We start from the raw sequence: 21,456 nt of genomic DNA, 5'->3' as shown, positions 1-21,456 counted from the left end.
ATGTTTTAAATCGAAATGATTTTTAATTAAAAAATGAATCTACAAATTCATGTTTATTGAACACTTGCAAGTCTTCAATACCCTCTCCTACTCCTATATATTTTACTGGAATTTTAAATTGATCGCTAATACCAATTACTACACCACCTTTGGCAGTTCCGTCTAGCTTAGTAACAGCCAAAGAAGTTACTTCGGTTGCTGCTGTAAATTGTTTAGCTTGTTCGAATGCATTCTGACCTGTAGAACCATCCAGCACCAACAATACCTCATCTGGAGTATTAGGGATTACTTTTTGCATGACACGTTTTACTTTGGTCAGCTCATTCATTAAATTTACCTTATTGTGTAATCGTCCAGCTGTATCGATAATTACTACATCTGCGCCTTGAGTAACTGCACTTTCTAAAGTATCGAAAGCTACACTGGCAGGATCACTCCCCATACTTTGTTTTACTAGAGGTACCTCTGTACGATCAGCCCAAACTTGTAGTTGATCAATTGCAGCAGCTCTAAAAGTATCTGCAGCGCCTAACACTACTTTTTTTCCAGCTTGTTTAAATTGGTGTGCTAATTTACCTATAGTGGTTGTTTTCCCAACACCATTTACGCCTACGACCATGATAACATAAGGTTCTTTCTGTTCAGGGATATCGAATTTTGTAGCATCACCTGTATTGGTTTCACTTAATAAACCTGCAATCTCTTCACGAAGAATAACATTTAGCTCACTTGTTCCTAGGTATTTATCTTTTGCAACTCGCGCTTCAATACGTTTGATTATTTTTAAAGTTGTATCAACTCCAACATCACTAGACACAAGTACTTCTTCTAAGTTATCTAAAACGTCATCATCTACTTTACTTTTACCAGCAACAGCCTTACCTAGTTTATCTAAAAAAGAAGATTTAGTTTTCTCTAACCCTTTATCGAGTGTTTCTTTTTTTTCTTTTGAGAATATTTTTTTGAAAAAACTCATATTATTTATGATTTTTAAAACTTAAAGTTATGCATAAATTAAGTCAAAACCTGTTCCACGATACATTTTTCATTCAAATGTCGGTAGATATCTGACAAATAAACAGGAAATACTTAAATATAGAAAAGCCACTCTTAAAAAAGTGGCTTGTCCATTATATATTATACAAAGGTTATTTTTTACTTAACCACTCGTTTACAGATCCTGGATCCATAATAGATTCTACAAAAGTATATGCTCCTGTCTTAGGCGATTTTACCATTTTGATGGCTTTTGTTAAACGCTTAGAACCTGTTTGTAACGATGCTACTGATTTCTTTGCCATGAGTTAATTATTTAATCTCTTTATGAACAGTCATTCTTTTTAGAATCGGATTAAATTTCTTAATCTCCATTCTATCAGGAGTGTTCTTTTTATTTTTTGTTGTTATATAACGTGAAGTCCCAGGCTTACCAGACTCTTTATGTTCTGTACATTCTAAAATTACCTGAACTCTATTTCCTTTACTTTTTGCCATTGTATAAGACTTTAATGCTTTATGCTATTATTTTTTAAGATGACCGTTTGCACGAGCCTCTTTTATAACAGCAGAAATACCTTTTTTATTAATTGTTTTTAACACTGAAGTAGATACACGAAGTGTAATCCATTTATCTTCTTCAGGAATGTAAAAACGTTTCTTTACAAGATTTATATTAAATCTTCTTCTCGTTTTATTCATCGCGTGAGACACGTTGTTTCCAAACATTGCTCTCTTTCCTGTAAGTTCACAAACTTTCGACATAAAATCTTTTTTTATTTTAAACAGGGTGCAAATTTAAATAAATTTATTGGTTTGACCAACAAAAGAAATTTAGTTTTTTAAAATTTCTTTTAGAAGCAATTCTAAAGCTTTAAATACTGCTTTTTCAATTACTCTTTCTCTAGGCTTTCCAAAGTTAAATTTTTCTGAATAAACACCTCGTGGTGAAGCGATAGCAACATATACTGTCCCCACTTCATCCTTTGCTTCTCCTATAGTTGGACCTGCAATTCCTGTGGTAGCGACTGAAAAGTCTGTTTCAAAAAGTATATTAGATTGAATTGCCATTTCTTCGGCAACTTGATAACTTGCAACATTATGCGCAAGAATCGTCTCTTTTTTCACTCCTAAAAGCTTTGTCTTAAATTTAGTGCCATATGGAATTGTACTACCCATAAAAAAGGTTGAAGCTCCAGCTTTAGCCGTAATTTTTTCAGTTAATGCTCCTCCTGTACAACTTTCAGTAACACTTAAAGTATATTTTTTTTGATTCAGTAGAATAGCAATACGCTCTTCTATTGAAGTTTCATCTTCATATCCAATTGCAATATCTTCAAGTTTATTCTGCAATTGCTTCATTAGAGAATCAACTCCTTCCTTCACTTCTTTTTCATTTATCCCTTTTGAAGAGAGTCGAAGTCGAACTCTTCCTAAAGATGGTAAATAAGCTAATTTAATTGTGTTAGGTAATTGTTTTTCCCAAACATATATTCTTTTCGCTATTTCACTTTCACCCATTCCAAAAGTGAGCAAAGTTTTGTGATATATAAATGGACAATTGAATTTCGAAGCAATAAGAGGCAAGACTTCTCTTTTCATTAAATGTTTCATTTCATATGGAACACCAGGCATAGAAATAAAAACTGTATTATTCTTTTCCATCCACATCCCTGGAGCTGTACCATAACTATTTTTTAATATTCTAGCTTTTGAAGGAACCAGCGCTTGATTTATGTTATCTGGCAATAATGAATGTTTGGTATATTTTTTAAATAAATCTTTAATATGAATTAAAACTTCTTTATTTTCAATTAAAGAATCATTAAAGTAGGTGCAAAAAGTTTGTTTTGTTATATCGTCTTTTGTTGGACCAAGCCCTCCAGTGACTAACACAATATCAACCCGTTTTTCTGCTTCTGAAAGCGCGTCTAAAATATGTTTTTCATCATCTTGTATTGAAGTAATTTGATGCACTTGAACTCCAATTTTATTGAGCTCCTGCGCCATAAAAACAGAGTTAGTATCTGTAATCTGGCCTATTAAAATCTCATCACCAATGGTAATTAATTCTGCTAACATTAAAAGGAAAAATCTTCTTTAAGTTCTTCAAAAACTTTTTCAAGAATAGTTGAAATATATTCAATATTTGCTCTAATTGCTATAGTACTTTTCAACGTTTTAGTCCAAGACTCAATTGTGGTAATATCTTTTAATACATTGATCCCAAACATTTCTAAATTTGGTTTCATTTTATGGGCAAATTGATAGGTAAGTTTTTTATTATTATTATTTATAGCTTCTACCATCGATGCTAAATCAGGTGGAATTTCTTCTAAAAAAGTTTTTGCAACTATTTTCATAAAATCCTTGTCACCATCTGCTATTACCTCTAAACTTTCTATTGAATAATTTTTGTTCATTTACTTAATTTTAATTGAAAACATTTTAAAATCCTCTATATAACCTTTTAAAATATCATCAGGATTTACTTTTGAAACGCCTGCGGGTGTTCCTGTAAATATAACATCTCCAATCTTAAGAGTAAAATATTTTGATATATATTCGATTAACTCATCAATTTTCCACAACATTAATGCTGTATTTCCTTTTTGAGCTACTTCATTGTTCTTTTCTAATCTAAAATTTAAATCTTCCAAAGTAGTAAACGTACTTTTTGGAATAAAGTTACTAATCACTGCTGAACCATCAAAACCCTTCGCTTTTTCCCAAGGTAATCCCTTTTCCTTCAACTCTCTTTGAAGGTCTCGAGCTGTAAAATCTATTCCCAATCCTATTTCGTCGTAGTAAGTATGTGAAAATTTCTTATTTATATGTTTCCCAATCTTATTGATCTTTACTAAAATTTCAACTTCATGGTGAATTTCATCAGAAAATTCAGGAATGAAAAAAGGTTGTTTTTTTAATAAAATCGCAGTATCAGATTTTAAAAACAAAACCGGATCTTTTGGCTTTTCATTATCGAGCTCCTCTATATGGGCAGCATAATTTCTACCTACACAAATAATCTTCATCTATAACTTGGTGTTTAATTTTCTAAGTTTTATTCTAGTTAAAACTTTTTTAGTGTATAATGGGAAATCTGCATTTAGCAACCAACCAAAGTATCCAGGTTCTTTTTCTAGGATATCTTCCACTTTTGTTCCTTTATGTTTTCCGAAACTAAAAATTTCTTCTCCTTCTTTATTATACCCAACAAAACCTGCAAAATCTGCAAAGTTTTTATGAGAACTAAATTGAGATAAAACTGAGATATCATTTTCGAGATCATCATACCTATCTAGTTGTGCTTTTAACACTTCATAGGTAGCCAAGGTGTCCGCTTCTGCACTATGCGCATCTATAAGATCCTTATTACAATAAAATTTATATGCAGCCTCTAAAGTTCTCTTTTCCATTTTATGAAAAATAGTTTGCACATCCACTGCTAAATTTTTCTTTAAATCGAAATCTATTTCAGCTCTTAATAATTCTTCTGCTAATAAAGGAATGTCAAACCGATTAGAATTAAAACCACCGAGATCACTGTCCTTAATCAAATTATATACTTTAAGCGCTAATTCTTTAAACGTTGGTTCATTTGCAACCATTTCATCAGAGATTCCATGAATTGCTGTTGTTACCGCCGGAATAGGCATTTCAGGATTTACACGCCAGGTAAAACTTTCCTTATTCCCGTTAGGAAATACTTTTAGAATTGAAATTTCAACAATCCGATCACTTGCTACATTAATACCTGTTGTTTCTAAATCGAAGAAACAAATAGGTTTTTTTAAATTTAATTCCATTTTTTATTCTTGAAAAATAAGTCCTTAATATCTTGACAAAGATAGTATTTATCTAAATTCTAAAGCTTTGAAACCATCTATTTTATGAACAGTACATTATGGAATTAAAATATAAACTGCAATACCTATAAAGACAATAATTTGAAGCCATTTTAAAATAGAACCTACTGCTTTATGGCTTTTTAAATAATTTGAAATTTTTCCTGCTAGCACAGCGATTAAACCAAACACAATAAAAGAAACAAACATAAATACAATACCTAGCACATAAAACTGAAACACAGTGTCTCCTTCTTTATCCCATAAAAATCCTGGAAAGAATGCTAAAAAGAAGATCATTACTTTCGGATTTAAAATATTCATGATCACTCCCTGACTAAACAACTTTTTATGCGATTTTTTAGTCACATTAGAGCCCAATGATATTTTTGAATCACTTCTATAAACTTTAAATGCCAAGTAAAATAAATACACCGCTCCAAATATTTTTATTCCATAAAATATAGCTGGAGATGCCGTAATTACGGCAGATAAGCCAAATGCTAAGAGTGTGGTATGTAAAATACAACCCGTTATTAAACCTGCCGTAGTTGCCAAACCACTTTTTACACCATTTGTTAGCGACTGAGATAACACATAAATATTATCTGGTCCAGGCGATAAAGCAAGTACAATGGTTGCTAATGAAAAAGAAAGAATGTTTTCTAACATGGGTCAAAAATAGTTTTTCTTAGTAAGTAAATAAAATTTAGTACGACCCAATAAAAAAAGATGATGAGAAAATATATTATTCTTGGCTTAATCTTTTGTGGTTCATATTGGATCACACAAGCACAAAACTCAACGGCTACTTATAGTGTTGTTTTTGAAAGTAACTGGAGTCAGAATTCACACCCTCACCCAAATGGAAATTTCCCTTCAAATGCACACTGGTCTAAGTTGGTAGGCGCTACTCATAATGATAATACAACTTTTTTAGCCATGGGGGAGGTTTCAAGTCTTGGTATTGAAAATATCGCAGAATCAGGAAGTAATACTGTATTCTTTTCAGAAATAAATACAGAAATTAGTAACGGGACTGGGTATTCATTAATAGATGGCCCTGGATTAAATAATGATTTAGGAACTATTTCTATCGATGAGATTACAACCACGAATGAATTCCCATTACTTTCATTAGTATCGATGATCGCTCCAAGTCCAGATTGGATCATCGCAATAAATAGCATTTCATTATTAGATTCGGGTAATGATTGGATTAATGAAATGACCTTAGATTTATATCCTTATGATGCTGGAACTGATAGTGGAACAGATTATTCCTCATCAAATATGGACACCAATCCTCAAGAACCTATCAGTAGTTTACAAGGTGTATTCCCTTTTTCTTCTGAAAAAATAGGAACGATTACAATTACACTTGAAGAAGTAATTTTAGGAGTTGAACAGAATGATTTAAATGATAGTATTTCTATCTACCCAAATCCTGCAGATGATTATTTAACTATCTCAAATAACAACACCGGGATAGAAACGATCCAATTATATTCTGTTTTAGGGAATAATATTTTTGAAAAAACTGACATTAATAGTCTATCAGAATCCATAAATATTTCAAATTTACCAAGCGGGATTTATCTATTGAAAGTTATTGATAGTGAAAAGAGAAATGCTACTAAAAGAATAATTAAACGCTAAGAAGTTCTTTATTAATTGCTGAAATTAATTGAGGCCCTTCATATATAAAGCCGGTGTAAAGTTGTACTAAACTTGCTCCGGCTTCTATTTTTTCTAAAGCATCTTTTGCTGAATGTATTCCTCCTACACCAATAATAGGAAACGCACCTTTACTTTCCTGATGCAAAAACCGAATTACTTCTGTCGATCGATTTGCAAGGGGCTTACCACTTAAACCTCCCATTTCTTTTTTATTTTCTGAAACTAAACCATCTCTCGAAATGGTTGTATTGGTTGCAATAATACCGTCAATTTTTGTTTCTGAAACTATATCAATAATGTCTAATAATTGTTCATTGCTTAAGTCTGGAGCAATTTTTAATAGAATTGGTTTTCTATCTTCTTTTAAATTATTTTTATCCTGAAGTGTTTTTAACAAATCAGTTAAAGGCTCTTTATCCTGAAGCGCTCTTAAATTTGGAGTATTTGGAGAACTTACATTTACCACAAAATAATCTACATAATCAAACAAAGCTTCAAAACAAATGATATAATCATTTACAGCTTCTTCATTTGGAGTTACTTTATTCTTCCCAATATTCCCTCCAATTAGCACATGTTTATTGCCAACTGGGTTCGATTTTAAACGTTCCACAGCTTCTGCTACACCACCATTATTAAACCCCATACGGTTGATTATAGCGCTGTCCGTTTTTAAACGAAACAATCTCTTCTTTGGATTTCCAGGTTGTGGTTTCGGTGTAACGGTTCCAATTTCAATAAAACCAAAACCAAAATTTGAAAGTTCCTTATACAGTTTAGCATCTTTATCAAAACCAGCTGCTAATCCAACAGGATTCGAAAATTTAAGTCCAAATAATTCTCTTTCAAGCTTCGGGTTATTAGTATGATATAAACTTCTAAAAACGCCTCTAAAGCCTATTTTATGTAAAAACCTGATTAGAGAAAATGTAAAATAATGTACTTTCTCTGGGTCATTAAGAAATAGAATCGGGCGAATAATTAATTTGTACATCAAGAGATTATTTATATTGCAAATGTACATTGTTAGATATTAAAAAATCTCTAACTTATTAAAGAAAATAAGTTAAAGATTTAAAAAAGTATTATTAAATACTAAATGGTATTAATAAAAAAGAGGTTGTCATTAATTTTAAAAACAACCTCTTTTGTAAAACTTACTGAATAGTTATGTTTACTCTTGCGAATAAAAATCTTCCACCAGTACCAAATTGTGTTGAACGTCTAGAATAAACAAATCTTCCTGAAGATCTAAATGCATCATCTGCTTCATCTGGATATACATCTAATAAATTATTAGCTCCAACAGTAAATCTCGTTGTATTAGTTAAGTTATGAGAAAAACTTAAATCTGTAATTAATTTACCTGCGTAAATTCTATCAACTAGAGGATCTATATTGTTTGTAGCTTCTTCAACTTCACCAAAATAAGAATTTCTTAAATAGATATTCCATTTTTCTCCAATACTCAAATTGTTTGTCAAAGAACCTTTTGTTCTAGGTACAGCTGATTCAATATAAATTTCACTTGTTCTATCTAAAAAACTATCTGTTAAGCCTGCATTTTCAATAGCCGCTGGAATATTTTTACCAGAGACTTCAGTTGTAGAGTATGTAAATGACAAGGTGTTAGCTAATTTCATATTAGTAGAAATATTCATCTTATTTTCAACAACAAGATCAATTCCTTTTGTCTCTGTGTTTAATGAATTTGTAAAGAAAGCAGCTTTGCTTGCATTTGCTTCTGCAAATAAACCAGCTAATTCTGCGTTTGCATCATCTATAGGGATTCCAGCATCATCGGTTTGTGGAGCAAAGGTACCGCTTAGCGAAACTCTATCATCTATATTAACCATATAACCATCTAACGTTATTTTTAATTTTGCACTAGGAATTTTAGCAGTAAAACCTAAAGTAAAACCAACTGAAGTTTCCTCTTTAAGCTCGTCAACTCCTAATATTCTTGCAACTCTAGAAGTGTTTGGAAAAATACCAACTTCATTAGGCACTCCATCAACAAATATAGTTGAGGTTGAATTAAAATGAATTTGATGTAAAGATGGTGCTCTAAAACCAGTTTGAACAGAACCACGAATATTAAAGTTTTCAGCTGCTTTAGCAAGAAAAGAAACTTTCCCGTTTAATGTTCCTCCAAAATCTGAAAAATTTTCATAACGTATCGCTGCAGTAGCTCTAAAGTTTTCAGTAAAATCTGCTTCAACATCTACATATCCAGCGATAGTATTTCTATAAGCATCAACTTCATTTTCTGGTTTAAACCCAGGAAATACTTGAATACCTCCTGGTCTAGAATTTCCAAAGAAATCGGTCGGCATAACTGAATCTGGATCTGTTGGGTCATTCACATTTCCATCTGTATTGTATTGAGCATAAGACGCTTCTTCTCCAGCAAAAATAGTATAGTTTTCCACTCGATATTCTGCTCCAAAAGCAACATTTAAACCAGACATTATGTTTTCATAAAACTTAGAGAAATCTAAATTTGAAGTATTTTCTCCATAACTAAATCCTCCTGCATCAGCTTCAAAGGGAGTTGAATTTTGAAGGGAAGCATTTAATGAATTAGAAACTCTATAGATAAATTCATTATTTCCAGTCGAGTTACTTAAATCAACATTCCAATCGCCAATCTTACCTTTAATCCCTATCGCAATAGAGTTATCTTTTATACTAGAGTTTATTTCAGGTAAAAAACCATTTAACCTTGCGGGAGTATATGCTCTTGATTGATTAGGCAATCTATAAAATCCAGCGGCATTTCCATTTTTAAATCCTAAACCTCCAAATGCATAAATCTTTAAATCATCACCAACAGGTATTTCCATATTACCAAAAAATTGTCCTCCTCTTAATTCAGATTGTCCAACTCTCATGTTAAAATCTTTTCGTTGCAAGTTTCTTGCTGCTAATTCTGCCGAAGTATTATCTGCACCTAAAATTCCTTGTAAATCTTCTTTCGTAGAAAAGGGATCTAAATTGAAACCCGCTTCATTTCCATAAAAGATTACATCTTCTACATCGTCATCCAATAACTGGCTAATATCATATCCATCGTTATTAGCAAATCTTTCAATCGTATTGTATTGATTAAAAATATCTCCTTCCCATTCTTTCATTCGATTGGTTGCTCCTCTAAAGTCAAAATTACCCGTTAAGTTAATGAAACCTCCATTTTCACCTATAGGTAAACCGTAATTAGCTCCTAGGTTAATTTTTTCTCCATCAACATTGTCATCATAGTTTTCACTAGTAAAATTTGCTCCAGTAGTAATATTTAAAGAAAGTTCGTTCGTGGCTTTTTTCAATATAATATTTATTACACCAGCGATAGCATCAGAACCATACTGTGCTGCTGCACCATCACGTAAAATCTCTATTCTTTGAATAGAATTAACAGGAATGGTATTTAAATCTGTTCCAACAGAACCTCTACCAAAAGTACCATTTACATTAACTAAAGCCGTTTTATGACGTCTTTTACCATTAATAAGAACTAATACTTGATCAGGACCTAATCCTCTAAGGGATGCTGGGGCTATATGATCTGTTCCATCTGAAATAGATTGAGGATTAGAAGTAAATGAAGGTGCTGCATAATTAAGTATTTCAGTAACTGTAATTTGAGGAGAACTCAATACAATTTCATTCATATTTAATACGTCAACAGGTACTGCAGAGTTTAATGCAGTTCTTCCTGGATTCCTAGTTCCTACTAATACTATTTCATCTAACGAAACACCAGATGACATTACAACATTGTGGGCTGTACCTGACACTAGAATCTCTTGGGCATCAAAACCAATATAAGAAAACACCAATGTGTCTCCATTAGAAGCTTCAATTGTATAATTTCCATCAAAATCCGTAACGGAACCTGTTTGAGTTCCTTTAATAATAACAGAGACTCCCAATAGAGGTTCCGAACTATCATCTGTAATATTTCCAGATACTTGCGAAAAAGCAAACTGAGTTGCAAATAATAGCAACGTAAAGATAAATAAGTAGTTTTTTTTCATAATTGTTGTTTTAGTTATTTTTGAAAGGTAAGTTAAATTTTTCTTAATACATTTTTGAAACTTAAATTAAAAAAAAACTGATAATATTATATCTTTGAAAAAAACTAAAAATGATACCAAAACAAAAACTCATAGATCGTTTTGTAAGTTATGTTACAATAGACACTGAAAGTGATCCAAATAGTGACACCACTCCAAGTACTGAAAAACAATGGAATTTAGCCAATGCTTTAGTTGAAGAATTAAAAAAAATTGGACTAGAAGATGTTACTATTGATGGAAACGCCTATATCATGGCAACTCTACCAAGCAATGTGGATCATGACGTTCCTGTAATTGGATTTGTTTCTCATTTTGATACCACACCCGATTTTACTGGAGCAAATGTGAAACCACAAATTATAGAAAATTACGATGGTAAAGACATCATGCTTAATGAAGAAGAAGGTATTGTATTATCTCCTTCCTATTTTGATGACTTACTTTTATATAAAGGACAGACTTTAATAACTACTGATGGGACTACACTATTAGGAGCTGACGATAAAGCTGGTATCGCTGAAATTATTTCAGCAATGGAATACCTTGTAAATCATCCTGAAATTAAACACGGTAAAATTAGAATAGGCTTTACTCCAGATGAAGAAATTGGTCGTGGAGCTCATAAATTTGATGTTGAAAAATTTGGAGCAGCATGGGCTTATACCATGGATGGTAGCCAAGTTGGAGAACTAGAATACGAAAACTTTAATGCAGCTGGAGCCGAAGTTAAAGTGAAAGGTAAGATTGTACACCCTGGCTATGCAAAAGGTAAAATGATTAACAGTCAACATATTGCTACGCAGTTTATCAATTCATTACCAAAAATGGAAACTCCTGAACATACAGAAGGACGTGAAGGTTTTTTCCACTTATATAGTATCAATGGTTTGGTTGAAGAAACTAAATTAAGCTATATCATTAGAGATCATGACAAAGGTCACTTTGAAGCAAGAAAAGAAGTAATGCTTAAACTTGCTGCTGAATTAAACTCTCAATATGGTAGTGAGGTAATTGAAGTTGAAATTAAAGATCAATATTTTAACATGCGTGAAAAAATTGAACCTGTAATGCATATTGTAGATATTGCTGAAGAAGCAATGAAACAAGCAGGTATAAAACCGCTAATTAAACCTATTCGTGGTGGAACAGATGGATCTCAATTAAGTTTTATGGGATTACCTTGTCCAAATATTTTTGCAGGTGGTCATAATTTCCATGGAAGGTATGAGTATGTTCCTGTTGAAAGTATGCAAAAAGCAATTGAAGTGATTGTTAATATTGCTCAACTTACTGCAAAGCAGTAAATAATCAAACGAATTATCTGTTCGAGCGCAGTCGAGAACTCCTAAATAAAAAGATCTCGACTGCGCTCGATTTGACAAAAAAACCTTCAGCGCTTGCTGAAGGTTTTTTTTATGTCATTCAGAGCGAAGCGAGGGAATCTTATATATCTATAATTCACTCTTTTATATTTTTAAGAGATTCTTCATTTCAATCAGAATGACAAAATAAATTCTAATTGATTGGGTTGTTTTTTTTGTCATTCTCAGCTGTCCCACTGAGCTAGGTCGAAGTGTGACTGGGAATCTATCATGATATATAAACTACTGTTGAGTGGATCCTGAGTCAAGCTCAGGATGACAAGGGATATAAATAGCAAAAAAAACATACCAGATACCAGATACTTAGTTTTCACCCTTCTTTCTTGGCTTCATTCCAATACACATCCATTTCGGTTAAGGTCATATCTGAAAGTGATTTCCCAAGACCTTTTGCTTTTGCTTCTAAATACTGAAATCGTTTGATGAATTTTTTATTGGTGCGCTCTAGTGCATTTTCAGGATCTACTTTTAAAAATCGAGCATAATTAATCATAGAAAACAATACATCTCCAAATTCGGCTTCTATTTTATCTGCATTGTTTTCGTCTACTTCATGTTGAAGCTCACCAAGTTCTTCCTGAAGCTTTTCAAAAACCTGTTGTGGTTCTTCCCAATCAAAGCCTACTCCTGCTACTTTATCTTGTATTCGATTTGCTTTCACTAAAGCAGGCAAGGATTTTGGCACGCCTTCTAACACACTTTGCTTTCCTTCTTTTAATTTTAAAAGCTCCCAATTGCGCTGTACATCTTTTTCATCTTTCACTACAACGTCGCTATAGATATGTGGATGACGAAAAATTAATTTTTCACAAATCTCATTCGCTACATCTGCAATATCAAAATCATTAGTTTCACTACCAATTCGCGCATAAAACACAATGTGCAACAAAAGATCTCCTAATTCCTTCTTTACCTCTTGTAAATCATTCTCTAAAATAGCGTCGCCTAACTCGTAGGTTTCTTCAATGGTAAGATGACGTAAAGATTGCAAGGTCTGTTTTTTATCCCAAGGACATTGCTCACGAAGTTCGTCCATGATAGTTAATAAACGATCGAATGCTTTTAATTGATTTTCTCTTGTATTCATAATGTAAAAGTAGGCTTTCAAAATACATTAATAAAAAAGGTTTATTAAAAACTATTAACTGTTTTTATAAAAAGTTTTATGTCAAAAATAATTTTAGAGATAACGAAACATCTAAAAATTCATGTTTTAATGAAATCTTTTACCATTTTAGTAAATACAATTAACGATTTAGTAAAATCATTTACCTTTTTGGTAAACACAATTAACCATTATGGCAATTCTTTTTCCTTTTTGGTAAAAACAATTAACAAATACCGCTACTCAATTAACAATAGCCACAACACAATTGACAAAAACCACAACTTAATTGACATTTACCGCAGTTTATTTTAAAATGAAAAAAATGAAATCCAACATTCCACCTCCTACGCCTCATATGGGCAACTTATTAAAAACCTATTTTAGAGCAAAACACATACGCAAAGCAGTACTAGCAAGACTTCTACAACGAGATAAATCGAGTATAAGCAGGTATCAAAAAAGAAAGACCTTAGCTATTGACATTCTTTGGGATATCTCGCATGCACTACAACACAATTTTTTTAGCGATATCGCAGCACAACTCCCTGCTCATTTTAGCAGCGACATTCCTGCCGACACCAGCAAAGATGAACTCATTAACACCCTGCAAGAAGAAAACAAACAATTAACAACCCAAGTAGCAACCTTAAAAGAAGTGTTACAAACTAAAACCTAATTGTTTATTTTTTAAAACGAAGCTTTTACTCATTATTCTAAACTAAAAAATTTCAATGCATCTTGTTTCAGTCCCACGATTCGACTTCGGGACCCATAGCTTTGAAAAGCGGTAAAAGTGAAATTCTGTTTGAGCATAGCGAGTTCATTTCACTTCACTTGAAAAACGTAATGGGTGAAGAGGAATCGTAAGACTAGATTTTTTTGGTTACTTTTTTGATCAATGCAAAAAAGTAATGAACATATAATGCAATGGAAAAAAGAACAGATACAATTAACATTTCTCGCAAAAAAAACATGCTATTGTCTTAAATATTTATACCTTTATACGCTATCCCCACTCCTATTTGCCTTTGGCGAACGGTGTGGGGATTTTTATTAGATAAAAATGCACAAAAAGTATGTATGTCTAGTAACACAAGACGATAAACGAGTATAAACATAACGATATAACAAGTTGTACGCAAGCCAAAAAATGAGCAAAACGATAGACGAAATAGTAAGTCGACTAAAGAAATATCCTGAAGCGGAATATGACTTAAATCCTGAATCAATAACTGTGAATCCAAAAAACGAAAGCGGATTTCCAGTTACTCTGACTGACAATGGAAACGGGGGTTTTACTGTTGCGTTTGACTTTTGGCACGAGGAATTTAACAATGAAAATGATGCGCTGAATTTTTTTGCGTTCGGACTTTCTAAAGATTGTAGGTTGAAATTGACAAAAAAAGGAAATCGACCGATAAAATGGACTGTGGAATCGAATGAAAACGGAATTTGGAAAGAGAATAGTACAACAGGGCTAATTGACTTGTCTTTTTGGAAAAAGTCGAAATTTGAATTCCTACAAAATGATTTGATTAAAAGTTTAACGGAATGAAAAGCCAGCGTACAACAATGGCTATAGTTAATACGGGTTTTGGTGCTTAACCCAAATTTTAGAGCTTTTAACCAAGTCCGCCAAATCTTTTGATTTGGCTTTAAAAATAAAAAGATAAAACAAAATAAAAAGTTTTGGCTAAGTGCTTAATCGAAAGTTAACTACTTTTAAATCCCGTACTAACCATAGCCGAGCCGTTATCACAAATTAGTGAATTTTTTTCCTGCCACGAGTAAATAAATTGTCTGATTAAAAAAAAAACGGTGATGGGTGTAATAATTTTTGATTTTGACCACTAACCAAGTAAATCAATTAAAAACAAGGTTATGAAAAATCAAAATAGAAGTATTTCAATTCTTCAAGTATCTGGATCACTTATTTGGGCGGCACTTATTCTAATTTGCAGTATAGTATTAAAAGATTCTGATAAAAATCAAATTGTAATAAATGCATTAATCATTGGTGCAGGTTTGCAGATTTCCCTGTTGGGATATTTTGCAAATAAATTCTTAAAGAACAAAAATAATGCATGATAGTTAATATTATAATTATCAGATTATTTATAAATGAGTAATGATTTTTACAGATTATCCATTTTACCCCATGTAGCCATTGTCATAAAAATTTGTCGGGCATATACCAATTCTCAGGAAGATTTTGAAGATTACTACCAAGAGGTGTGTTTACAGATTTGGAGAAGCAAAGATAATTTTCAGGAGCAGTGTGAATGGTCTACTTGGGTTTATAGGATATCATTGAATGTATGCTTGACTTTTCTAAAGAAAAAGAAAAAGAATCACCAGTATTTCGCTTCTGATTCCTTGCCTGAAGAAGCCATAGAAGAAAGCCATGCCTTTGCTGATGAATCTCTTAATCAATTGTATGATGCCATTAGACAATTATCTGAAGTTGACAGAGGAGTGATTTTACTTTATCTAGAAGAAAAGTCATATCAGGAAATCGCCGATATCATTGGCACCAATGCTAACAACATCGGTGTATGAGTTACAAGAATAAAGGAACGCTTAAAAAAAGTATTAGATGGGAAGATCAATTGAAACAATTTGGAAAAAAAGATTTTTAGACAGTGACTCACTAGTAGCTCCTAAACTCAATGATTTATATAATCAAAAATCGAAAACTATTATAGATAAATTCAAACGAATGATGAAAGTTAATATTTACGTCATTATGGTTTTTGCATTTTTGAATTTGGGGCTGTACGATGCGATTGGGACTCCCTATACTGGAGTATTCATACTTTTTCTCTTTATGGGGGTTTGTTGGATAAGTATTAAACAGGGAAGAACCATGAAAAACATTGATGCTAGTTTGAGTAGTTATGATTATGTCAAGTCATTCAACAGCTGGCTTGAAATGGCCATTTAAAACAATACAAAAGTAATGCGTTTCTTTTATCCCCTGGTTTTCTTAACATCTTTGATGCCAATAGTACATGCATTGAAAACAGGAGAAGTAACGAATGCAGCGATTTTGAATTCTGGATTTCATCTAGTCTATGGAATTCCAACATTTACATGGATTATAGCCCTTGTAATTGCGGTTCTAATTTATGTTTTTGGTGGTAAAATTTATAAATGGGATGTGAATTTGGCTTACAGTCGAATTTTTAGAAAACTCGAAAATATGATTGCTGAAATGGAGGAGTTGAGAAACGAATAATGGTGATAACAATATATAAAAGCAATAGCGGTTTGGGTGAGTACTCAAACCGTTTTTGTATTTAATTCGTTATCTTGCTAACTGAAAGTATATGAACTTTAATCCGCTACTACTCATACACAAGACCGTTAGTCTTAATTTCAAATGAACATGATGATATTAATTTTCAATGCAAAACTTAAAGTTGAGATTATTTTTGACACAAAAGCTGATTAGATTCAATTCACTACTAAACACTAAGAAGAAATTCCGCATATCATTATAGAAATGAAAGAATTTGATTTTCTAAGACATTCTTTAAGTTGCAACGATTGTAAACAATTCATTAATTCAATTGCACAGATTCTCTTGATTGGTTGATTGCATATGATAAAAATGTTTATCATTTGGACTTGACAAATTTCAATATAGGAACATATCCTAAAAATCAATTAAATTTGACTCACCTATCTGAGTATAACTCTGGAACTAAACTAGTTCTTAAATTTAGTGATATACCAATTGAAAAAGATAAAATAAAATTGCTTTTAAAAGAAGCTGAGAAAATAGAAGAGTATAATAAAGCTTGTAAATTAAGAGACTTAATACAAGACTAAACTATGGTTATAAACCCGTATAATTACTTACTCCTCCTCACTAACTTCCACCTCTTTTGATACAAATTCTGTCATACCATGTTTTATTAAAAGATTATACCATTGCACTACTTTTTTAATATCACTGGCATACACTCTATCTTCATCGTAATCTGGCAGCACATTGAAGAAATATTCTTCTAATTCGTCTTTAGATGATTTGTGGTTAATGGCTTCTCCTCCATTTTCTTTCTCTGAAATTTTGGTTAAAACCTCTGCCAAAGGAACCTCTTCCGTTAGCGTATAGATAGCTATTTCTGAAAGTAAACTTACATTGTGCTGTGTATTTACACTTATTACTTTACCATCAATTAAAGATTCTGCTATGAAACCATTTCTTGTTTGATTTTTTAATTGGTATAAACCTGGCTTTCCTGAAATAGATAATATTTTTTCTAAACTCATACAATTTTTTTTTTTTAGGCTGCAAATATCTTGGGTTCAATTTAAATATCCAAGATTGTTAACGTTTCTTTTTTGCATTAGGAAATTTCATGCGATAATCAACTTTAATTTTCCCTTTTGAAATATTAGAAAGCTTTCCTTTAATTAAACGTTTTTTTATTGGAGATAGTAAGTCTGTAAACAATATACCTTCTGTATGGTCAAATTCATGCTGAATAATACGAGCTAAAATTCCATTAATTTCCTTTACATGCTTTTCGAAGTTTACATCATAAAACTCAATCTTAATGGTCTCTTTTCTAAACACATCTTCTCTTACATCCGGAATACTTAAACACCCTTCATTAAATGCCCATTCTTCCCCTGTTTCTTCAAGGATCTTAGCATTGATAAATACTTGATTAAACGTAGATAAAAAAGTGCGTTCTTCTTCAGATAAATCTTCATCATCTTCAAATGGAGATGCATCAATAATAAAAAGTCGAATCGCTACACCCACTTGAGGCGCAGCAATTCCAATTCCACTGGACTCATACATGGTTTCATACATGTTTTTAATTAACACATCTAATTTTGGATACTCTTTTGTGATTTCTATTCCAACTTTTCTCAAAACTGGATCTCCGTAGGCTATTACTGGTAATATCATTGTTTATTATATAAATAATCTTGTAAAATAATCGTTGCGCTTATTTCGTCAACTAACGCTTTATTTCTTCTTTGCTTCTTATTTAGTCCACTATCAATCATCGTCTGAAACGCCATTTTACTTGTATAACGTTCATCTACTCGTTTTATGGGAATGTTAGGAATCTCTTCTGAAAACTTGATGAGAAACTTTTTTATTTCCTCTTCCACCTGAGAAGGAGTGCCATCTTTCTGTGTTGGTTCTCCAACAATAATTAAATCTACTGTTTCTGAAGCAAAATAATTCTTCAAAAAAGGAAGCAATTCATAAGTTCCAACTGTAGTTAAACCAGAGGCAATTAGTTGCAATTCATCAGTAATGGCAATACCTGTTCTCTTTGTTCCGTAATCTATCGATAATAAACGTCCCATAATTTGCACAAAAATACGGGAATAATTAAAAGCGACTTCTATCTTTGTAAAAATATTACATATAAAATGACTCAATTACAAGAAATTATAGAAAAAGCATGGGAAGATCGTTCTCTCTTAACAGATTCTACAACGATTAATAGCATTCGTGAAGTTGTAAACCTTCTAAATGAAGGTGAATTACGTTGTGCTGAACCGACCTCCAATGGGTGGCAGGTAAATGAATGGGTAAAGAAAGCGGTTGTTTTATATTTTCCTATTCAAAAAATGGAAGTAATGGAGGCTGGTATTTTTGAATATCATGATAAAATTCCTTTAAAAACAGGGTATAAAGAAAGAGGTATTCGAGTAGTTCCTCATGCAGTTGCAAGACACGGAGCTTATATTTCGAGTGGCGTTATAATGATGCCAAGTTATGTAAACATTGGTGCTTATGTAGACGAAGGTACTATGGTCGATACCTGGGCAACTGTAGGCTCATGTGCTCAAATTGGTAAAAATGTACACCTTAGTGGCGGTGTTGGTATTGGTGGGGTTCTAGAACCTTTACAAGCGGCTCCTGTTATTATTGAAGACAATGCATTTATTGGATCGCGTTGTATCGTTGTAGAAGGCGTTCGTGTTGAAAGTGAAGCTGTTTTAGGAGCTAATGTGGTATTAACTGCTTCTACCAAAATAATTGATGTTACAGGACCAGAACCAATCATAACAAAAGGATTAGTTCCTGCTAGATCTGTTGTGATTCCTGGAAGTTATACAAAAGAATTTCCTGCTGGAAACTATCAAGTTCCTTGTGCACTTATTATCGGGGAACGTAAGGAAAGCACCAATAAAAAAACATCCTTGAATGACGCATTACGCGAATATGATGTAGCGATATAAATTATGAAGATTCTCATTATACAACAAAAAATGATTGGAGATGTACTTACATCCTCTATCCTTTTTGAAGTTTTAAAAAAACAAAGGGAAGATTGCGAATTACATTATTTAATTAATTCGCATACCGATCCTGTTGTTGAGAATCATCTGTTTATTGACCACTTTATTTATTTTACTCCTGAAATTGAAAATAGTTATCTAAAATTTGCTTCATTTCTAAAACAAGTTCGTAATAATAAATACGATGTAGTCATTGATGTATATGGGAAACTAAGTAGTAATTTAATTACCTTGTTTTCTGGCGCTGAAATAAAAATTGGTTACCATAAAAAACATACTTCATTTATTTATAATAAAGGCATTAAGAGAATTAAAAAGCCTGAAAAAAATACAAGTTTAGCGATTGAAAACAGAATGCGATTGCTTCAACCTTTGCACATAGATTTTGAAAATATAGCTCCAAAAATATACCTTCAAGAATCTGAAATAGCAGAAGCAAAAAAAATGCTTGAATCTTTTCAGATAACACAATCCAATCCATTATACATGATTAGTCTTTTAGGAAGCAATCCCAAAAAGACCTACCCAGCGAAGTATATGGCTCAGTTACTTGAAACGATTGTTTTGGAAAAACCCAATGTACAATTGCTATTTAATTATATTCCGAAGCAATTAAAGGAAGCGAAAGAAATCTATAATTTATGTTCTAAAGAAACACAAGATCATATCTATTTTGATTTATTCGGAAAAAGTATTCGCGCATTTTTAGGCTTAACTTGTTTATGTCATGCACTGATAGGAAATGAAGGAGGTGCCGTAAATATGGCTAAAGCGTTGAATATTCCAACGTTTATCATTTTTAATCCTGCTTTAAATAAATTGAATTGGTTTGGAGATGAAGAATCAAACAACAATGTTGCAGTACATCTTGCAGATTATATCGAGTATCATGAAGAGAGTTATAATGAAGCAAAACAAAACCCTGAATCGTATTATTTAAAATTTAAGCATACATTTATAGTACCTAAACTTACTGCCTTTTTAAAAGATTTATAATGAACTATCGGTTTCTAATTTATATTTCATATCGTTATTCCATTCCTATTGGAACACCGCTGGAGGATGAAATTAATAAACGTGGTTACACGATAAAGTGGTTTGCGGATGTTCCTGAAACGAATCAATATTTCTCTAAAGATGCATCAGTTCTTAGCACATTGAAAGAAGTTGTTGATTATAACCCTCATATTGTTTTAACAGCCACCAATGTAGTACCCGATTTTATTCCTGGGTTAAAAGTTCAGATTTTTCATGGTTTTCTTGCAAAAAAAAGACCTTCCAAAAAACATATATTCAGTGAGTTTAGGATTCGAAATTTTTTCGACCTCTATTGCACTCAAGGACCTAGCACCACAACAGTATTTAAGAAATTAGCTGAAAAGCACAAACATTTTGAGGTTATAGAAACTGGTTGGTCAAAAATGGACCCTATGTTTCCAGTAGCATCACCTATAAAAAATGAGATTCCAAACATCCTTATCGCTTCTACTTTCACTCCAAGACTAAGTTTAGCTCACAATAATGAAGTGCGGAAAGAGATTATAAAACTAGCTAGCACAGGTAAATATCACTTTAATATAGTACTTCACCCTAAAATGGATTTAGATATCTTAAAGTCATGGAGTAGCATCCAGCAAGATAATTTCACCTTTTGGGATACAACAGATCTGGTCCCTCTTTATAAGAAAGCAGACATTCTATTTGCTGATACAACTTCAGCGATTCAGGAATTTCTACTTCAAAAAAAGCCTGTCGTTACATTTAATCATACGTTCGATTATGAGTATTTAATTCACGTCAATGAGCCAGAAAAAATAGAAGATGGTTTTATACAGGCCTTAAAAAAACCTGCTCATTTATTAGAAAAAATAGACGCTTTTATTCAAAACCTTCATCCGTATTTTGACGGTAAGTCGAGTGAACGAATTATTAATACAACGATACATTTTCTACATAAAGATAAAAGCTATCTTTCAACAAAACCATTGGATTTGATTAGAAAATTTAAAATAAGAAAGAAACTGGGCTATTATACTTTAAAAAGTTACCGTCGACCTTTCACAATAAAAAAGAAAAATTAAATT

27 protein-coding genes are annotated in these 21,456 nt (G+C 32.1%); 12 read left to right on the top strand and 15 right to left on the bottom strand.

Annotation, left to right across the window (positions count from 1 at the left end; all coding sequences use genetic code 11):
• Positions 1–22 precede the first annotated feature (22 nt).
• From ftsY to ABXT64_RS09660, 9 genes are all read right to left on the bottom strand, one after another.
• Entirely contained in the window at positions 23–976 is a 954-nt protein-coding gene (ftsY, locus tag ABXT64_RS09700; RefSeq protein WP_443632728.1) for a signal recognition particle-docking protein FtsY, read from the bottom strand.
• A 172-nt stretch (positions 977–1,148) separates the two neighbouring features.
• Positions 1,149–1,301, bottom strand: coding sequence for a DUF4295 domain-containing protein (locus ABXT64_RS09695; RefSeq protein WP_443632727.1), 153 nt, complete (start codon positions 1,299–1,301; stop codon positions 1,149–1,151).
• Between the two features lie 7 nt (positions 1,302–1,308).
• Positions 1,309–1,494, bottom strand: a complete 186-nt coding sequence (rpmG, locus tag ABXT64_RS09690) for a 50S ribosomal protein L33 (protein WP_443632726.1) — start codon at positions 1,492–1,494, stop codon at positions 1,309–1,311.
• 27 nt (positions 1,495–1,521) lie between these two features.
• Complete coding sequence (gene rpmB, locus ABXT64_RS09685) at positions 1,522–1,761, bottom strand: 50S ribosomal protein L28 (protein WP_443632725.1); 240 nt, start codon at positions 1,759–1,761, stop codon at positions 1,522–1,524.
• A gap of 69 nt (positions 1,762–1,830) precedes the next feature.
• Positions 1,831–3,078: a CinA family nicotinamide mononucleotide deamidase-related protein gene (locus ABXT64_RS09680; RefSeq protein ID WP_443632724.1), complete on the bottom strand. Its 1,248-nt coding sequence runs from the start codon at positions 3,076–3,078 to the stop codon at positions 1,831–1,833.
• A complete protein-coding gene (locus tag ABXT64_RS09675; protein ID WP_443632723.1) occupies positions 3,078–3,419 on the bottom strand; it encodes an Hpt domain-containing protein in 342 nt (113 codons plus the stop codon). Before ABXT64_RS09675 ends, ABXT64_RS09680 begins: the two co-directional genes overlap by 1 nt.
• Positions 3,420–4,031 (bottom strand): fumarylacetoacetate hydrolase family protein, encoded by a 612-nt coding sequence (locus tag ABXT64_RS09670; RefSeq protein WP_443632722.1) that lies wholly within the window; start codon positions 4,029–4,031, stop codon positions 3,420–3,422.
• Positions 4,032–4,805 carry an exonuclease domain-containing protein gene (locus tag ABXT64_RS09665; protein WP_443632721.1) on the bottom strand — a complete coding sequence of 258 codons (774 nt, stop codon included), beginning with the start codon at positions 4,803–4,805 and terminating at the stop codon, positions 4,032–4,034. It abuts the gene before it with no gap.
• A gap of 96 nt (positions 4,806–4,901) precedes the next feature.
• Positions 4,902–5,516 (bottom strand): LysE family translocator, encoded by a 615-nt coding sequence (locus ABXT64_RS09660; RefSeq protein ID WP_443632720.1) that lies wholly within the window; start codon positions 5,514–5,516, stop codon positions 4,902–4,904.
• 60 nt (positions 5,517–5,576) lie between these two features.
• Here ABXT64_RS09660 and ABXT64_RS09655 point away from each other — a divergent pair, with 60 nt between their 5' ends.
• Positions 5,577–6,503 (top strand): T9SS type A sorting domain-containing protein, encoded by a 927-nt coding sequence (locus ABXT64_RS09655; RefSeq protein ID WP_443632719.1) that lies wholly within the window; start codon positions 5,577–5,579, stop codon positions 6,501–6,503.
• On the opposite strand, the gene ABXT64_RS09650 is transcribed toward ABXT64_RS09655, so the two are convergent.
• Positions 6,493–7,518, bottom strand: coding sequence for a quinone-dependent dihydroorotate dehydrogenase (locus ABXT64_RS09650; RefSeq protein WP_443632718.1), 1,026 nt, complete (start codon positions 7,516–7,518; stop codon positions 6,493–6,495). The two genes, ABXT64_RS09655 and ABXT64_RS09650, sit on opposite strands and share 11 nt — an antisense overlap.
• 163 nt (positions 7,519–7,681) lie before the next feature.
• Positions 7,682–10,561, bottom strand: coding sequence for a TonB-dependent receptor (locus ABXT64_RS09645; protein WP_443632717.1), 2,880 nt, complete (start codon positions 10,559–10,561; stop codon positions 7,682–7,684).
• A gap of 110 nt (positions 10,562–10,671) precedes the next feature.
• Between ABXT64_RS09645 and pepT the strand changes: the two genes are divergently transcribed.
• On the top strand, positions 10,672–11,907 hold the full coding sequence (gene pepT / locus ABXT64_RS09640; protein WP_443632716.1) for a peptidase T: 1,236 nt from the start codon (positions 10,672–10,674) through the stop codon (positions 11,905–11,907).
• A gap of 388 nt (positions 11,908–12,295) precedes the next feature.
• Here the strand turns inward: pepT and mazG are convergent, their stop codons facing one another.
• Positions 12,296–13,072 (bottom strand): nucleoside triphosphate pyrophosphohydrolase, encoded by a 777-nt coding sequence (gene mazG, locus ABXT64_RS09635; RefSeq protein WP_443632715.1) that lies wholly within the window; start codon positions 13,070–13,072, stop codon positions 12,296–12,298.
• 343 nt (positions 13,073–13,415) lie between these two features.
• On the opposite strand from mazG, the gene ABXT64_RS09630 reads away from it, so the two are divergent.
• The 7 genes from ABXT64_RS09630 to ABXT64_RS09600 all read left to right on the top strand — a co-directional run bounded on the left by ABXT64_RS09630 (position 13,416) and on the right by ABXT64_RS09600 (position 16,927).
• The gene (locus ABXT64_RS09630) at positions 13,416–13,769 is read left to right on the top strand and encodes a hypothetical protein (RefSeq protein WP_443632714.1); all 354 of its coding nucleotides are present in this window, start codon (positions 13,416–13,418) and stop codon (positions 13,767–13,769) included.
• A 474-nt stretch (positions 13,770–14,243) separates the two neighbouring features.
• Entirely contained in the window at positions 14,244–14,648 is a 405-nt protein-coding gene (locus tag ABXT64_RS09625; RefSeq protein ID WP_443632713.1) for a hypothetical protein, read from the top strand.
• A 326-nt stretch (positions 14,649–14,974) separates the two neighbouring features.
• On the top strand, positions 14,975–15,181 hold the full coding sequence (locus ABXT64_RS09620) for a hypothetical protein (protein WP_443632712.1): 207 nt from the start codon (positions 14,975–14,977) through the stop codon (positions 15,179–15,181).
• A 33-nt stretch (positions 15,182–15,214) separates the two neighbouring features.
• Positions 15,215–15,652, top strand: coding sequence for an RNA polymerase sigma factor (locus tag ABXT64_RS09615; protein WP_443632711.1), 438 nt, complete (start codon positions 15,215–15,217; stop codon positions 15,650–15,652).
• Between the two features lie 37 nt (positions 15,653–15,689).
• Positions 15,690–16,037: a hypothetical protein gene (locus ABXT64_RS09610; RefSeq protein WP_443632710.1), complete on the top strand. Its 348-nt coding sequence runs from the start codon at positions 15,690–15,692 to the stop codon at positions 16,035–16,037.
• Between the two features lie 54 nt (positions 16,038–16,091).
• Positions 16,092–16,331 (top strand): hypothetical protein, encoded by a 240-nt coding sequence (locus ABXT64_RS09605; protein WP_443632709.1) that lies wholly within the window; start codon positions 16,092–16,094, stop codon positions 16,329–16,331.
• A gap of 437 nt (positions 16,332–16,768) precedes the next feature.
• Entirely contained in the window at positions 16,769–16,927 is a 159-nt protein-coding gene (locus ABXT64_RS09600; RefSeq protein WP_443632708.1) for a hypothetical protein, read from the top strand.
• A 27-nt stretch (positions 16,928–16,954) separates the two neighbouring features.
• Here ABXT64_RS09600 and ABXT64_RS09595 read toward each other — a convergent pair whose 3' ends face one another.
• Genes ABXT64_RS09595 through ruvX form a run of 3 tightly spaced genes read right to left on the bottom strand, consistent with a single transcriptional unit; the run spans position 16,955 to position 18,430 of the window.
• On the bottom strand, positions 16,955–17,371 hold the full coding sequence (locus ABXT64_RS09595) for a DUF5606 family protein (protein ID WP_443632707.1): 417 nt from the start codon (positions 17,369–17,371) through the stop codon (positions 16,955–16,957).
• 58 nt (positions 17,372–17,429) lie between these two features.
• Positions 17,430–18,020 carry a peptide deformylase gene (gene def, locus ABXT64_RS09590; protein WP_443632706.1) on the bottom strand — a complete coding sequence of 197 codons (591 nt, stop codon included), beginning with the start codon at positions 18,018–18,020 and terminating at the stop codon, positions 17,430–17,432.
• Complete coding sequence (ruvX, locus tag ABXT64_RS09585) at positions 18,017–18,430, bottom strand: Holliday junction resolvase RuvX (protein WP_443632705.1); 414 nt, start codon at positions 18,428–18,430, stop codon at positions 18,017–18,019. The genes def and ruvX overlap by 4 nt, the downstream gene beginning before the upstream one ends.
• A 66-nt stretch (positions 18,431–18,496) precedes the next feature.
• Here ruvX and ABXT64_RS09580 point away from each other — a divergent pair, with 66 nt between their 5' ends.
• Genes ABXT64_RS09580 through ABXT64_RS09570 form a run of 3 tightly spaced genes read left to right on the top strand, consistent with a single transcriptional unit; the run spans position 18,497 to position 21,453 of the window.
• A complete protein-coding gene (locus ABXT64_RS09580) occupies positions 18,497–19,312 on the top strand; it encodes a 2,3,4,5-tetrahydropyridine-2,6-dicarboxylate N-succinyltransferase (RefSeq protein WP_443632704.1) in 816 nt (271 codons plus the stop codon).
• Positions 19,313–19,315: 3 nt separating this feature from the next.
• On the top strand, positions 19,316–20,368 hold the full coding sequence (locus ABXT64_RS09575; RefSeq protein ID WP_443632703.1) for a glycosyltransferase family 9 protein: 1,053 nt from the start codon (positions 19,316–19,318) through the stop codon (positions 20,366–20,368).
• Positions 20,368–21,453 (top strand): CDP-glycerol glycerophosphotransferase family protein, encoded by a 1,086-nt coding sequence (locus ABXT64_RS09570; protein WP_443632702.1) that lies wholly within the window; start codon positions 20,368–20,370, stop codon positions 21,451–21,453. The genes ABXT64_RS09575 and ABXT64_RS09570 overlap by 1 nt, the downstream gene beginning before the upstream one ends.
• Positions 21,454–21,456 lie beyond the last annotated feature (3 nt).

Source organism: Candidatus Marifrigoribacter sp. Uisw_064 (assembly GCF_047730175.1).
Lineage (GTDB): Bacteria > Bacteroidota > Bacteroidia > Flavobacteriales > Flavobacteriaceae > Marifrigoribacter.
Note: the sequence above shows the minus strand (reverse complement) of the source record. Positions and strands in the feature narration are given on the sequence as shown.